The following is a 13,065-nucleotide window of genomic DNA, read 5'->3' on the forward strand; positions in this document are numbered from 1 at the left end:
CCGGCGCGACGTCATGCCGCCCCGAAAAAAGGCCGCAAAGAATACTCCGAGTCGCAATCCAGATCACCCAATAGCGCGCGACCATCGCGCCATAGGCCAATCGGCCTTAGGGCCTCTGCCAGTCAGGCTTGAGAATGCTGCACGGTGCCAGCGGCGGTACCTGTCTCTCCTGCCGCCAGTACATCGAGCACAACCGACAGATCGTCACGCCAATCGTGCGTATCGATACCGAAGGTAGCTTCGAACTTGCCGCAGTCGAGCACCGACCACGCGGGTCGGCGCGCGGGCGTCGGGTACTGTGCCGTCGTGATCGAGGACACCTGCGGCTGCTTGGCCAGCATGCCTTTGGCCTCAGCCTGACGAAAAATCTCCACCGCGAAATCGAACCACGTGCAAGGTGATCGGCCGCTGTAGTGATAAAGCCCCCAAGCAAGCGTGCCTTCCCGTGAATAACGTTGGGCCAGTTGCAGTAGTACATCCGCAATACCGCCGGCCTGTGTAGGACAACCAAACTGATCAGCGACGACCGAGAGCGAGTCGCGTTGGTGCGCCAGGCGCAGCATCGTTTTGACAAAGTTGTGGCCATGCGCGCCATATACCCAACTGGTCCGCAGGATCAAATGTTCATTCAACACAGCCTGGATGGCGGCTTCGCCTGCCAGCTTGCTGGCGCCGTAAACGCCTGTTGGTGAGACCTGATCTTCTTCGCGATAAGGCTCACGGGCTTCGCCGGAAAACACGTAATCGGTGGAAATATGCAGCAAGGGAATAGCGAGTCGCCGGGCGGCTTCAGCAAGCCTCGCGGCACCGTCACGGTTGACCGCGTAAGCCTGCTCGCTGTGTGTCTCGGCGTTGTCCACGTGGGTGTAGGCAGCCGCGTTGATGATCAACCCCGGCTTGAGCTGGTCGACAACGCCCGCAATCTGATCAGCATCGGTGATGTCCAGTTGCGCACGAGTCATGCCAAGCGCCTCGAGACCATACGCATGAGCACGGTCTACCAACTCGTGACCAACCTGGCCACCGGCTCCGCATACAAGGATTCGCATCTGGTTATCGCCTCATTCAAAGCTTATCGGTAACGGCAAGCATGGATTGTAAAACAGATTCAACACAGTGAATCGCGCCAGAACTACCGAGATAGCGCGGTCCATGCTTCGTTCAGGCCAGCATAAACGAATTTTGTTCCGCCAAAGTGAAACTAAGAATTATTGGCGGGCCGGACATCATCAGTGGCGATCAAAACGCGCAATGCTAGCACGGGTGAAACTCAGGGCCTGCTACGAGGACCAAACAGGACAGGCGTCGTCGCGCAGAACATCTCGGCGCGAGATCTTGCGGGCCCGCATCGTTCTACCGGCACGAGGAAAGCCATCATGCCCAGAGGTGAAAAGTCCAAATACACCGACAAACAGCAACGCAAAGCCGAACATATCGAAGAGAGCTATGAGGAGCGTGGGGTACCGGAGAAAGAAGCCGAAGCCCGAGCCTGGGCCACGGTCAACAAGCAATCAGGCGGTGGCGAGCGCAAGGGAGGTTCTGGCCAAAAGAAAAGCGAGACAACCAAGCGTGCCGACCGCAAGGATTCGGCGCATCGGGCAGCTAAAGCTCGTTCCGGCGAGTCACCGAACAAAGGCTCGGCACGCAGTAACCGCTCAGGCAGCACTTCGCTCGCCGACCTCACCCGCGACGAGCTGATGCAGAAAGCGCGTGAGCGTGACGTTCACGGTCGTTCGAAAATGCGCAAGGACGAGCTAATCAAGGCGCTCAGCTGAAGGAATTCCTATGCAAGATCCTGATCCAGGGGATGACGGAACGCCAAGTCCGATTCCCGAACCCGAGCGCAAGGAACCTGGCGAGCCGGTTCCCATCGAAGAACCCGGTAAGCCGGAGCGCCCGGAGAAAAGCGAGGCTGGCTAAAACTCTCCACCTCCACTCCTATTGGATAGAGCTCTAGGTCCAGCGAGACGCCGACAGGCGCAACGACCAGCGTGGCTGGACAATAACTACCTATATATTTTAAGGAGACCGTGATGAGCTACGTTCAACTGAGCGACAAACAGACTCTGCGCGAGCGCGCCCGCCAGCATGTCGAAAATGGTGCGGTGACTGAAAGCTACTCGGCTGATCGCGACACCGTGATCAATCTGCTCAACGAGGCACTGGCCACCGAGCTGGTCTGCTACCTGCGCTACAAACGCCACTACTATATGGCCACCGGCCTGAAATCAAGCGTTGCCGCCGATGAGTTTCTCGAGCACGCCAATGAAGAGCAGGAGCATGCCGACCGGCTCGCCGAACGCATCGTGCAGCTAGGCGGCGCACCGGACTTCAACCCGGACAGCCTATCCGAGCGCGCGCATGCCCAATATGCCGAGGGCAACGGCCTACGCGACATGGTCTTTGAAAATCTGGTTTCCGAGCGCATCGCCATCGACAGCTATCGTGAAATCGTTCAATACCTTGGCGACAAGGATCCAACCACGCGACGGATCTTCGAAGATATCCTCGCCCAGGAAGAAGAGCACGCCGACGATATGGCCAGCCTGCTCGATGGCATGAACTGAGCGCTTCGACATGTTCACAAGCGCGGCGGACACTGGATAAAAAAAAGGCCACCCTGGGGTGGCCTTAAAAAGGAAAGAGAGTACTGCTCAGCCGGCAGCTGCCGGGCGCATGTAGGAGATCGGTGCGGTCTGGGAGTCAGTGAACGTGACCATTTCCCACGCGTCCTTCTGTTCCATCAAGGCGCGTAGCAAACGATTGTTCAATGCATGTCCGGATTTAAAGCCGCGGAATTCGCCGATCAAGCTGGTACCCAACAAGTAGAGATCACCGATTGCATCGAGAATCTTGTGCTTCACGAATTCGTCCTCATACCGCAGACCGTCTTCGTTAAGCACATGGTCTTCATCGACCACGATCGCATTTTCGACACTGCCACCCAAGGCCAGGTTGTGCGAGCGGAGGAATTCGATGTCGCGCATGAAGCCGAAGGTTCGCGCACGGCTGACTTCCTTGACGAAGGAAGTACTGGAGAAGTCCACACTGGCGGTCTGGGTGCGACCACGGAATACCGGATGGTCGAAATCGATCTCGAAACTCACCTTGAAACCTTCGAACGGCAGGAACGTAGCGCGCTTGTCGCCATCCTCCACCGAGACTTCGCGAATGATACGGATGAACTTCTTGGGGGCGTCCTGCTCCTGCAGGCCGGCCGATTGAATCAAGAATACGAAGGGGCCAGCGCTACCGTCCATGATCGGCACTTCCGACGCTGAAAGCTCGACATAAGCATTGTCAATGCCAAGTCCAGCCATCGCCGACAGCAAATGCTCCACCGTGTCGACCTTGACCTCGCCGCTGACCAGCGTTGTCGACATGGTCGTTTCGCCAACGTTCTCGGCCCGGGCGGCGATTTGTACCGGCGGGTTGAGATCGGTGCGACAGAACACGATTCCGGTGTCCACGGGTGCCGGCTTCAGGGTCAGGTATACCTTCTCCCCCGAATGCAGGCCGACGCCAGTGGCGCGAATGATGTTCTTTAAGGTGCGTTGTCTGATCATGGCTTGGTTTCGCTATTGCGCTGTTGCGAATGGTTTCCAACAAAGGTGGCGATCATAGCAGAACCCCTGTTTGCTGAATACCAATCACCCCAATACTGCCGATGCATTCAATCAATCAGCCTGACGACGCAGGAAAGCCGGAATATCGAGATAGTCCAGGTCCTCCTGTGGGTTCATTTTCGCCGCCGTGGCCGCTGCATGAGCCTGATTGCGCATGACGGTCGGGCGATCCAGATCACGGTAGTTCACCGCTGCTTGATCCTGACGCGGCGCGGGCGCGGCCTGAGGGGCTACGGCAGCGGTCTGCAACGTGTTGTCGACGACCTTGACCGGCTTTTCGTTGCGCGGACCAAGGCCAGTCGCGACCACGGTAACGTGCAACTCGTCGAGCATATCCGGATCGATAACGGCACCGACCTTGACGGTCGCCTCGTCGGACGCGAAGGCTTCGATGATCTCGCCCACCGCAGCGTACTCACCGAGGGACAAATCCAGACCGGCGGTAATATTGACGAGGATGCCGCGGGCGCCCTGCAGGTTGACGTCTTCCAGCAGCGGGTTGCGAATCGCCGCCTCGGTCGCTTCGCGAGCGCGATTGGGTCCGGTTGCGCAGCCGGTGCCCATCATGGCCATGCCCATCTCGCCCATAACGGTCTTCACGTCGGCAAAGTCGACGTTCATCAGGCCGGGGCGCTGCATGATGTCGGAGATGCCGCGTACAGCACCGGTGAGCACGTCGTCCGCCTTGGCGAAGGCGGCCAGCAGGCTCGCATCCTTGCCCAGGATGGTCAGTAGCTTCTCGTTGGGGATAGTGATCAGCGAGTCGACGCACTCCGACAGCTGGCGGATGCCTTCGTCGGCGACCTGCATGCGACGACGGCCTTCGAACGGGAACGGACGGGTCACGACTGCAACGGTGAGAATGCCCATTTCCTTGGCAACCGAAGCGATGACCGGCGCGGCGCCGGTGCCGGTGCCGCCACCCATGCCAGTGGTGATGAACACCATATCGGCGCCCTGCAGCACCTCGGCGATGCGCTCGCGGTCATCCATCGCGGCCTGACGACCGATGTCGGGATTGGTGCCTGCACCCAAACCCTTGGTAATGGCGGAACCCAACTGCAGCACGGTTCGTGCTTCGATTTTCTTCAGCGCCTGGGCATCGGTGTTGGCGCAGATGAATTCCACGCCTTCAACGTTGTTGCGCACCATGTGATTGACGGCATTGCCGCCGCCTCCGCCTACGCCAATGACCTTAATCACTGCACTTTGCGGGGTATGATCTACGAGTTCGAACATTTCCCTCTCTCCTTCCAGCTTTCTAGTTTTAGGTACAGCCGCACTGCTCAGAAATTGCCCTGGATCCAGCTCTTGAGCCGGTCCACGACAGATGTTTTGGGTTCTTCGGCGAAATGGCCGAGACCGGACATGGAGACGCCATCGGTCTGCTTACGCATCCCGTACAGCAACAGGCCCACGCCCGTTGAATAGATGGGGTTGCGGACTACATCGGTGAGTCCATTGACGCTGTGCGGTACGCCCAGGCGCACCGGCATGTGAAAGATTTCCTCGGCCAGCTCGACGGCACCTTCCATCTTCGCTGTGCCGCCGGTGAGAACGATCCCTGCCGGGACCAGATCCTCGTAGCCGCTGCGACGCAGTTCAGCCTGGATCAGTGTGAAGAGCTCGTCGTAACGCGGTTCCACGACTTCGGCTAGTGCCTGGCGCGAGAGTTCCCGAGGCGGACGATCACCGACGCTCGGTACCTTGATGGTTTCGCCTGGCCCGGCCAGCTTCGCCAGTGCGCAGGCATAACGGATCTTGATTTCCTCGGCGTACTGCGTCGGCGTACGCAGCGCCATGGCGATGTCATTGGTGACCTGGTCACCGGCAATTGGGATGACCGCGGTATGCCGGATCGCGCCTTCGGTGAAGATGCAGATGTCGGTGGTGCCGCCGCCGATATCCACCAGGCAGACGCCCAGCTCCTTCTCGTCGTCGGTCAGCACGGCATGCGCCGAGGCCAATTGCTCGAGGATGATGTCATCCACTTCGAGCCCACAGCGACGCACGCATTTCTCGATGTTCTGTGCCGCATTGACGGCGCAGGTCACCACATGAACCTTGGCTTCCAAACGCACGCCGGACATGCCCAGCGGCTCGCGAACGCCTTCCTGGTTATCGATCACATAATCCTGCGGCAGAGTGTGTAGCACCCGTTGGTCCGCCGGGATGGCCACGGCTTGCGCGGCGTCCAGCACGCGTTCGAGGTCGGCGCTGCTGACTTCGCGGTCGCGGATGGCAACGATTCCGTGAGAATTGAGGCTGCGTATGTGATTGCCAGCCAGACCGACGAACGCGGAATGGATACGACAGCCTGCCATCAGCTGGGCTTCCTCGACAGCGCGCTGGATCGACTGAACGGTCGATTCGATATTGACCACCACGCCTTTCTTCAACCCGCGCGATGGATGGGTGCCGATCCCGACGATCTCGAGCTCGCCGTCCGGCGTCACTTCGCCCACCAGCGCCACCACCTTGGAGGTGCCGATATCGAGACCGACGATCATCTTGCCGCTTTGCACGCTAGACATGTGTTTCATTCCTCAATTCTTCGCAACGACGGGTTCATCCGTCGTGGTCGGACTCGGCTCGCGCCATGCCACAGCCAGGCCGTTGGCGTAGCGGAGGTCGATCCGCGCAATTCTGTCGCTCTCCTGCGCCAGCTCTTGCTGGTAAATGGCAGTGAAGCGCCGCATTTTTTCGATTATCTGGTCTCTTCCCAGCAACAGCTCGACGCCCTGCTTGGTCGTCACGAACCAGCTGCCCCGTGCTCGCAACTCCAGGCGAGCGATGGAAAAACCGAGCGGCCGCAGCATCTGGCTGAGCATCTGGTACTGCTGCATGACCCGCTGCTGGGCCCGCTTCGGACCATGCAATTGCGGCAAGTGTTCATACTGAGTCAGATCATTGGGTGCAAAGGCCTGGCCATTGTTGTTCAACAATGACTCATCGCCCCAGCGAGCGACCGGTAGCTGTTCGTCGAGACGCACCAGGACCTCATCCGGCCAAATCCGACGCACCTCGACATGGGCAATCCACGGCATCTGCTCAAGGTCGTGACGCAATGCGTCGAGATCAACCTTGAAGAAACTGGCCTCGACGAACGGTGCCATGCGCGCCTGCACAGCCTGCTGATCGACATAGGTCAGTTCGCCCCGAACACTGACCTTGGCGATCGGCCGATCAGCATAGGGCGCGAGACGCTGACCCAGCTCGTAAAGCCCCACGACCAGGGTCACCAGCAATACCGGCCACAGGACACGCTTGAAGGAACTCAGGCTGGGCCGTGGCAAGCGCGCCGAAAGCGGCTCACGTTGCACCAGGCGGCTCGCGCCCCGCTGCGCCGGCTTGCGTGACGCACGGCCGGTGGTGGGTTGCGAGTGACGCAGCGTGGTGATCATGGCTCAGTTCCCTACCGTCAGGCTGGCATCAAGAATGGCCAGCACCAGCTGCTGGAAATCCAGCCCCGCAGCACGCGCCGCCATCGGCACCAGGCTGTGATCGGTCATCCCCGGCACGGTGTTCACTTCCAGCAGCCAGAAAGCGCCGGCACTGTCCTGCATGACATCGACACGGGCCCAGCCCTGGACCCCTACGGCTTCGCAGGCACGCGCGGAGAGATCTTTGAGTTCCTGCTCTTTGACCACGTCCAAACCGCAGGGAATGCGGTACTGGGTATCGTTGGCCACGTACTTGGCGTCGTAGTCGTAGAAGGTGTGAGGGGTGCCCAGACCAATCGGTGGAAGTACTGCGCCGCGCAGCGTGGCGATGGTAAATTCAGGCCCCTGGATCCATTGCTCGACCAGCACCTGAGCATCGTAGGCACTCGCTGCGCGCCAGGCAGCGATCAGCTCAGCGATGCCGCCAACCTTCGCCATACCGATGCTGGAGCCTTCATGCGCCGGCTTTACGATCAATGGAAAGCCCAGCGTTTCTGCTGCGGCTTGGCAATCAGCCTCGCTCGCCAGCACGGCATGCCGCGGCGTGGGCAGGCCGAGGCTCTGCCAAACCTGCTTGGTACGCAGTTTGTCCATGGCCAGCGCCGAGGCGAGGATGCCGCTACCGGTATAGGGAATCCCGGCGCATTCGAGCAGGCCCTGCATGCTGCCGTCCTCACCGCCGCGCCCGTGCAGTACGATGAATGCACGGTCGATGTGCTCACTGCTCAGGCGCGTCAGCAGGTCTTCACCGACATCGATGCCGAACGCATCGACGCCCGCAGCCTGCAACGCAGCTAGCACCGCGGCGCCAGATTTCAAGGACACCTCGCGCTCGGCGCTCTTGCCGCCGAAGAGCACGGCAACCCGGCCGAATGCCTGGGGATCACGAGTCGATTGCAGGGCAGTCATTCGCTTTTCCTCGTGGCGCTTGTATCGCCAGCAAACAGGGGGCTTTTGATGAGTTGGGGGGCCAATCCGCCGATATCGCCAGCGCCCTGGCAAAGCAGGATGTCGCCCGGGCGCAACAGCGGTTTGACCAACGGGGCGAGCTCGATACCCCGCTCGATATAGATCGGGTCGAGTTGCCCGCGCTGACGGATGCTGTGCGCCAGATGACGACTGTCGGCGCCCGGAATGGGCTCTTCGCCGGCCGGATAAACCTCCATCAGCAGCAGCACGTTGGCGTCGTTCAGCACTTGCACGAAGTCGTCGTACAGATCGCGGGTCCGGCTAAAGCGATGGGGTTGATAGACCATGACCAGTCGGCGCTCGGGCCAACCGCCACGAACCGCCTGGATCACGGCAGCCACTTCACGCGGGTGATGGCCATAGTCATCGACCAGCATCACGCTGCCGCCGTCCACCGGCAGCTCGCCATAAACCTGGAAGCGCCGGCCGACGCCACCAAACTGCGACAACCCTTGAACGATGGCCTCGTCGTCGATGCCTTCATCGGTTGCGATGGCGATGGTGGCAAGGGCATTGAGCACGTTGTGGTTGCCTGGCATGTTGACCGAGACATCGAGCGCATCGAAACCATCGCGCAGTACGGTGAAGTAGGTGCGCATCCCTTCCTGGCGGATATTGATGGCCCGTACGTCAGCATCTTCACGGGTACCGTAGGTGGTGATGGGTCGACCCACCTGAGGAATGATCTCGCGCACCACCGGATCATCCACGCAAAGCACAGCCAGTCCGTAGAACGGCAAGTTGTGCAGGAATTCGACAAAGGTCCGCTTCAGCTTGCCGAAGTCACCGCCGTAGGTGCTCATGTGGTCGGCATCGATGTTGGTCACGACCGCGACCATCGGCTGTAGATGCAAGAAGCTGGCGTCGCTCTCATCGGCTTCGGCAATCAGGTAGCGGCTGGTGCCAAGCTGGGCATTGGTACCCGCTGCGGTCAGACGACCGCCAATGACGAACGTCGGATCCAGCCCGCCGGCGGCGAACACCGAAGCCAGCAGGCTGGTGGTCGTGGTTTTGCCGTGGGTGCCGGCGACAGCGATGCCGTGACGATAGCGCATCAATTCGGCGAGCATCTCGGCGCGAGGCACCACAGGAACCCGCTGCTCAAGGGCGAACGCTACCTCGGGATTGGCCGCGTTTACCGCACTGGAGACCACCAGTACATCAGCCCCGGCTACGTTGCCGGCCTGATGGCCGATAAAGATCTGCGCACCGAAATTCTGCAGGCGCTCAGTGCTCGCGGAGGCTTTCAGATCAGAACCTGAGACATCGTATCCAAGGTTGAGCAGCACTTCGGCGATACCGCACATGCCGACGCCGCCAACCCCGACGAAATGAATCCGGCGAATACGGCGCATGCGCCGGACTTCAGCCTTGACCGCTGCTGGGGACTTAGCCATGCGCCACCTCCAGGCAGATATCGACGACAGTGCGGGTGGCATCCGGTCGAGCCAGGCGACGTGCCGTGGCTCCCATGGCTTTGAGTTTTTCCGGCTGCATCATTACCTCGGTCAGCTGCGCGGCCAGCACGGCAGCATCGGTTTTTGCTTGGGGGAGAAGAACGGCTGCGCCCTCCTTCGCCAGGTACTCGGCGTTGCGGGTCTGGTGATCGTCGATCGCATGCGGCAGCGGCACCAGAAAAGCCGGCAATCCGGCCGCCGCCAGTTCACATACGGTCAGGGCGCCAGCGCGGCAGATCACCAGATCGGCCCAGGCGTAGGCACGTGCCATGTCCTTGATGAAGGGGGCAACTTCGGCCTCGATCCCCGCAGCGACATAGCGCTCCCGTGTGAGATCGGCGTGCTGCTTGCCGGCCTGATGGAACACTTCGGGACGCAACTCCTCTGGCATCTGGCCGAGCGCTTCCGGCAGTAGTTTGTTCAAGGGTTCGGCACCCAGGCTGCCCCCCAGCACCAACAGTCGAGGCCTACGGCCGAGCAGCGTCTGCCTGGGCGTTTCGAGAAACAGCTCGTGACGCACCGGATTGCCGGTCGTACGCCGCTTGGCGCTCTCGCTGAAGGTATTCGGGAAAGCCTCGCAGACCCGCTGCGCAAAAGGCACCAGGCTACGGTTGGCGGTTCCAGCGACGGCGTTCTGCTCATGGATGATCAGCGGCACCCCGGCAAGCTTCGCTGCCAGGCCACCGGGACCGGTCACGTAACCACCGAGCCCCAGCACGCAGACCGGCTTGATGTCGCGCATGATGCGCCGTGCCTGACCGAGCGAACGCAGCAGCTGGAACGGCGCCTTGAGTAGAGAAACCAAGCCTTTGCCGCGCAGACCACTCACTTGAATCAGATGCAACGGCAAACCTGCTGCGGGAACCACTTCGTTTTCGATGCCGCGAGGCGTTCCCAGCCAGTGCACGCTGTAGCCGCGACTTTGAAATTCGTGGGCGCAGGCCAGAGCCGGGAACACGTGTCCACCAGTTCCGCCAGCCATGATCAGCACATTAGCGCCCATGGATGGCCTCCTTGCCCTTCAGCACAGGCACTTCGGCAAAATCATCTTCGCTGAACTCAGCGTCTTCGCTGCCCAGTACGGTGCGGCTCTCCCACTCGATGCGCAGCAGCAACGCCACGCTGGCGCAGGTGACAACCAGCGAGCTGCCGCCATAGCTGAGGAACGGCAAGGTGAGCCCCTTGGTCGGCAACAAACCGATGTTCACACCGACATTGATCAGAAACTGTCCGAGCCAGAGGAACGCCACACCCCAGGCGATATAAGCCGCGAAGAACTGCCGTGCTCGCTCGGCCGCCAGCCCGATGTACAAGGCGCGCACCCCCACAAAGGCGAACAGCAGAACGGTCAGGAGCGCCCCAACCATACCCAGCTCCTCGGCCAGGACGGAAAAGACGAAATCGGTATGGGCTTCGGGCAGATAGAACTGCTTCTGGACGCTGTTGCCCAGCCCGACGCCCAGCCATTCGCCACGGCCGAACGCGATCAGGGCCTGGGTCAATTGATAGCCGGAGCCGTACTGGTCGGCCCAGGGATCGGTGAAGGTAATCAGCCGCTGCAGGCGGTATTCCTGAGTCTGCACCAGAATGAATACCGCGCCGACAGCCAGCAGGACCAACAGGCTGAACCGGATCAAACCGACCCCGCCGAGAAAGAGCATCGCCACCGCCGCGCCCATCATCACAACGGTCGCACCGAAATCTGGCTCGAGCAGAAGCAGCATTGCCATCGGCAGCAACACCAGAAACGGCTTGAGGAAGCCCCACATACTCTCGCGCACTTCCTGTTGTCGGCGCACAAGGTAGCCGGCGAGGTAAACCACGACGAAGAGCTTGGCCAGCTCGGAAGGCTGCACGTTGAAGGCGCCGAAGCCGATCCAGCGCATGGAGCCGTTGACCTCGCGGCCGATGCCCGGAATCAATACAAGGATCAGTAGCGCGAAAGCGCCCAGCAGTAGCATCCAATCCAGCCGTTGCCAGGCTGACAGCGGCACCAGCAGCACAGCAGCGGCTGCGACCAGACCAAGCAGCAGATACACCAGATGACGGACCATGTGATACATCGAGTTGCCGGTATTTACAGCGGCGACTTCGGAAGATGCCGAGGTGATCATGACCAGACCCAAGCCCAGAAGAGCCAAGCAGCCGGCGAGCATCGGAAAATCAAGATCCACACCTCGACGGCCGAACAGCGGCGATGGTGCGTTGCGCAGGAACGAGAGCATCAGCTGAGCGCCCCCACCGCAGCGGCGAACTGGCGTCCGCGATCTTCGAAGTTTTCGAACATGTCAAAGCTGGCGCAGGCCGGCGAAAGCAGCACCGCATCACCGTGTTGTGCCAGCTTGGATGCCAGTTGCACGGCTTGCTGAAGGGTCTGGACACGATGAATCGGCGCAGCCCCGTCAAGTGCCGCTGCGAGCTGATCGGCATCGCGTCCCAGCAGCACGACTTCCCGGCAATGACGCGCGACCGCGCTGTGTAATGCCGAAAAATCGGCGCCTTTGCCGTCGCCTCCAGCGATCAGGACCAACTCGCCGCCGATATCGCTACCCAAGCCATCAATGGCGGCGAGCGCAGCACCGACGTTGGTCGCCTTGGAGTCGTCGTAATAACTGACGCCCTTGCGTTCACCGACCCACTGGCAGCGATGGGCGAGCCCGGCGAAATTACGGAGAGTAGCGAGCATCGGCTCGAACGGCAGCCCCACCGCGTGCCCCAAAGCCAAGGCCGCCAGGGCGTTGGACTGATTGTGGGCGCCGCGAATCTTCAACTGATTAACTGGCATTAACGCGTCGAACTGGAAGGCGAGGTATTTTTCGCCGTTCTCCTCGAACAACCCGAAGCCCTTGAAGTCGGGCTTGCCTAGGCCGAACGACCATGCTGGGACATCATCAGCAATCAGAGGACGGCTGAGGCGATCGTCGCGGTTGATCACAACCTGCCGCGCACCGCGGAAAATTCGGTGCTTGGCCTGGTGATAGGCCGGCAATCCGTCATAGCGATCCATGTGATCTTCGCTGACGTTCAGGCAGGTTGCGACTTCAGCATTCAAGCGGTCGGTCGTTTCCAGCTGGAAGCTAGAAAGCTCGAGCACGTAAAGTTCGACGTCATCATCGAGCAGATCCAATGCCGGCGTGCCCAGATTGCCCCCCACGGCCACCTTGCGACCGGCAGCTGCTGCCATTTCACCGACAAGGCTGGTCACCGTACTTTTCGCGTTCGAACCAGTGATCGCGATGATCGGCGCCTTGGCTTCGCGGGCGAACAACTCGATATCACCGGCCAGCTTCACGCCTTTCGATGCGGCGACCTGCAGAGCCGGTGTGCTGATCGGCAACCCGGGACTGACCAACAGTTCGCTGGCCCGGCAGAGAAACTGTGGATCGAGCTCGCCGCAACGAACTTCAACGGTCGGGTATTGCGCCTGCAGAGTGGTCAGCTCCGGTGGGTTCGCGCGCGTATCGGCAACGGCAAACGGTACCCCACGGCTCGCCAGGTAGCGAACCAGGGACATACCGCTCTTGCCGAGACCTACGACGATGCGGAACTGATCGGAAGCGATGAGCACTC

13 protein-coding genes are annotated in these 13,065 nt (G+C 60.7%); 3 read left to right on the plus strand and 10 right to left on the minus strand.

The window, feature by feature from the left end:
• Positions 1-122: 122 nt before the first annotated feature.
• Positions 123-1,049 (minus strand): dTDP-4-dehydrorhamnose reductase, encoded by a 927-nt coding sequence (rfbD, locus tag UF78_RS17245; RefSeq protein ID WP_045163452.1) that lies wholly within the window; start codon positions 1,047-1,049, stop codon positions 123-125.
• 327 nt (positions 1,050-1,376) lie between these two features.
• On the opposite strand from rfbD, the gene UF78_RS17250 reads away from it, so the two are divergent.
• The 3 genes from UF78_RS17250 (at position 1,377) to UF78_RS17255 (ending at position 2,567) form a co-directional block, all read left to right on the plus strand.
• Positions 1,377-1,775 (plus strand): Rho termination factor N-terminal domain-containing protein, encoded by a 399-nt coding sequence (locus UF78_RS17250; RefSeq protein ID WP_045163453.1) that lies wholly within the window; start codon positions 1,377-1,379, stop codon positions 1,773-1,775.
• 10 nt (positions 1,776-1,785) lie between these two features.
• A complete protein-coding gene (locus tag UF78_RS23200; RefSeq protein WP_268988830.1) occupies positions 1,786-1,920 on the plus strand; it encodes a hypothetical protein in 135 nt (44 codons plus the stop codon).
• 113 nt (positions 1,921-2,033) lie between these two features.
• On the plus strand, positions 2,034-2,567 hold the full coding sequence (locus tag UF78_RS17255; RefSeq protein ID WP_045163454.1) for a ferritin-like domain-containing protein: 534 nt from the start codon (positions 2,034-2,036) through the stop codon (positions 2,565-2,567).
• An 87-nt stretch (positions 2,568-2,654) separates the two neighbouring features.
• Here UF78_RS17255 and lpxC read toward each other — a convergent pair whose 3' ends face one another.
• The 9 genes from lpxC to murD all read right to left on the minus strand — a co-directional run bounded on the left by lpxC (position 2,655) and on the right by murD (position 13,063).
• Positions 2,655-3,566 carry a UDP-3-O-acyl-N-acetylglucosamine deacetylase gene (gene lpxC, locus UF78_RS17260; protein ID WP_045163455.1) on the minus strand — a complete coding sequence of 304 codons (912 nt, stop codon included), beginning with the start codon at positions 3,564-3,566 and terminating at the stop codon, positions 2,655-2,657.
• A gap of 111 nt (positions 3,567-3,677) precedes the next feature.
• On the minus strand, positions 3,678-4,865 hold the full coding sequence (gene ftsZ, locus UF78_RS17265; protein WP_045163456.1) for a cell division protein FtsZ: 1,188 nt from the start codon (positions 4,863-4,865) through the stop codon (positions 3,678-3,680).
• 47 nt (positions 4,866-4,912) lie between these two features.
• Positions 4,913-6,160 (minus strand): cell division protein FtsA, encoded by a 1,248-nt coding sequence (ftsA, locus tag UF78_RS17270; protein ID WP_045163457.1) that lies wholly within the window; start codon positions 6,158-6,160, stop codon positions 4,913-4,915.
• A 12-nt stretch (positions 6,161-6,172) separates the two neighbouring features.
• A complete protein-coding gene (locus UF78_RS17275; RefSeq protein WP_045163458.1) occupies positions 6,173-7,030 on the minus strand; it encodes a cell division protein FtsQ/DivIB in 858 nt (285 codons plus the stop codon).
• A 3-nt stretch (positions 7,031-7,033) separates the two neighbouring features.
• Positions 7,034-7,978: a D-alanine--D-alanine ligase gene (locus UF78_RS17280; RefSeq protein WP_045163459.1), complete on the minus strand. Its 945-nt coding sequence runs from the start codon at positions 7,976-7,978 to the stop codon at positions 7,034-7,036.
• The gene (gene murC, locus UF78_RS17285; RefSeq protein ID WP_045163460.1) at positions 7,975-9,435 is read right to left on the minus strand and encodes a UDP-N-acetylmuramate--L-alanine ligase; all 1,461 of its coding nucleotides are present in this window, start codon (positions 9,433-9,435) and stop codon (positions 7,975-7,977) included. The genes UF78_RS17280 and murC overlap by 4 nt, the downstream gene beginning before the upstream one ends.
• Complete coding sequence (gene murG / locus UF78_RS17290; RefSeq protein WP_045163461.1) at positions 9,428-10,498, minus strand: undecaprenyldiphospho-muramoylpentapeptide beta-N-acetylglucosaminyltransferase; 1,071 nt, start codon at positions 10,496-10,498, stop codon at positions 9,428-9,430. Before murG ends, murC begins: the two co-directional genes overlap by 8 nt.
• Entirely contained in the window at positions 10,488-11,720 is a 1,233-nt protein-coding gene (gene ftsW, locus UF78_RS17295; RefSeq protein ID WP_045163462.1) for a putative lipid II flippase FtsW, read from the minus strand. The genes murG and ftsW overlap by 11 nt, the downstream gene beginning before the upstream one ends.
• The gene (murD, locus tag UF78_RS17300; RefSeq protein WP_045163463.1) at positions 11,720-13,063 is read right to left on the minus strand and encodes a UDP-N-acetylmuramoyl-L-alanine--D-glutamate ligase; all 1,344 of its coding nucleotides are present in this window, start codon (positions 13,061-13,063) and stop codon (positions 11,720-11,722) included. Before murD ends, ftsW begins: the two co-directional genes overlap by 1 nt.
• Positions 13,064-13,065 lie beyond the last annotated feature (2 nt).

It is taken from the genome of Stutzerimonas stutzeri, assembly GCF_000952685.1.
Taxonomy (GTDB): domain Bacteria; phylum Pseudomonadota; class Gammaproteobacteria; order Pseudomonadales; family Pseudomonadaceae; genus Stutzerimonas; species Stutzerimonas stutzeri_E.

What these genes read in the sequence shown, in the direction of transcription:
- rfbD (WP_045163452.1), bottom strand. Translation starts at nt 1,049, where the DNA reads ATGCGAATCCTTGTATGCGGAGCCGGTGGCCAGGTTGGTCACGAGTTG.
- UF78_RS17250 (WP_045163453.1), top strand. Translation starts at nt 1,377, where the DNA reads ATGCCCAGAGGTGAAAAGTCCAAATACACCGACAAACAGCAACGCAAA.
- UF78_RS23200 (WP_268988830.1), top strand. Translation starts at nt 1,786, where the DNA reads ATGCAAGATCCTGATCCAGGGGATGACGGAACGCCAAGTCCGATTCCC.
- UF78_RS17255 (WP_045163454.1), top strand. Translation starts at nt 2,034, where the DNA reads ATGAGCTACGTTCAACTGAGCGACAAACAGACTCTGCGCGAGCGCGCC.
- lpxC (WP_045163455.1), bottom strand. Translation starts at nt 3,566, where the DNA reads ATGATCAGACAACGCACCTTAAAGAACATCATTCGCGCCACTGGCGTC.
- ftsZ (WP_045163456.1), bottom strand. Translation starts at nt 4,865, where the DNA reads ATGTTCGAACTCGTAGATCATACCCCGCAAAGTGCAGTGATTAAGGTC.
- ftsA (WP_045163457.1), bottom strand. Translation starts at nt 6,160, where the DNA reads ATGTCTAGCGTGCAAAGCGGCAAGATGATCGTCGGTCTCGATATCGGC.
- UF78_RS17275 (WP_045163458.1), bottom strand. Translation starts at nt 7,030, where the DNA reads ATGATCACCACGCTGCGTCACTCGCAACCCACCACCGGCCGTGCGTCA.
- UF78_RS17280 (WP_045163459.1), bottom strand. Translation starts at nt 7,978, where the DNA reads ATGACTGCCCTGCAATCGACTCGTGATCCCCAGGCATTCGGCCGGGTT.
- murC (WP_045163460.1), bottom strand. Translation starts at nt 9,435, where the DNA reads ATGGCTAAGTCCCCAGCAGCGGTCAAGGCTGAAGTCCGGCGCATGCGC.
- murG (WP_045163461.1), bottom strand. Translation starts at nt 10,498, where the DNA reads ATGGGCGCTAATGTGCTGATCATGGCTGGCGGAACTGGTGGACACGTG.
- ftsW (WP_045163462.1), bottom strand. Translation starts at nt 11,720, where the DNA reads ATGCTCTCGTTCCTGCGCAACGCACCATCGCCGCTGTTCGGCCGTCGA.